At 67.2% G+C, this 485-nt stretch carries 1 protein-coding gene; it reads left to right on the top strand.

What is annotated here, in order from left to right:
- Positions 1 to 485: phosphopantetheine-binding protein (locus tag ACLFKU_RS44060; RefSeq protein ID WP_410853432.1), on the top strand; the 485-nt coding region annotated here is incomplete at both ends.

Genomic DNA, 485 nt, shown 5'->3' on the forward strand with positions numbered 1-485 from the left:
GAGCTACGAGCCGCCGCAAGGCGAGATCGAGACCGCGCTGGCAAGGCTCTGGGCGGAGCTTCTGGGGCTGGAGCGGGTCGGGCGGCACGACCACTTCTTCGAACTGGGCGGCCACTCGCTGCTGGCGGTGCAACTGATGGAGCGGCTGCGGCGGCTGTCGCTTGGGGTCGAGGTGCGCACCCTGTTCGCCAAGCCAGTGCTGGCGGATCTGGCGGCAAGCCTTGGCAGCCATCAGGAGGTGGTGGTCCCGGCCAACCTGATCAGCGAGCAGGGTACGGCGATCACGCCAGAGATGCTGCCGCTGATCGAGCTGACGCAGCGCGAGATCGACCGGATCGTCGGCACGGTGCCGGGTGGGGTCGGCAACATCCAGGACATTTATGGCTTGTCGCCGCTGCAGGACGGCATCCTGTTCCATCATCTGTTGGCCGGCCAGGGCGATCCGTACCTGCTGGTCAGTCAGATGGCGTTCGCCGACCGTGGGC

The organism is Paraburkholderia sp. EG304 (assembly GCF_046543485.1).
Lineage (GTDB): Bacteria > Pseudomonadota > Gammaproteobacteria > Burkholderiales > Burkholderiaceae > Paraburkholderia > Paraburkholderia youngii.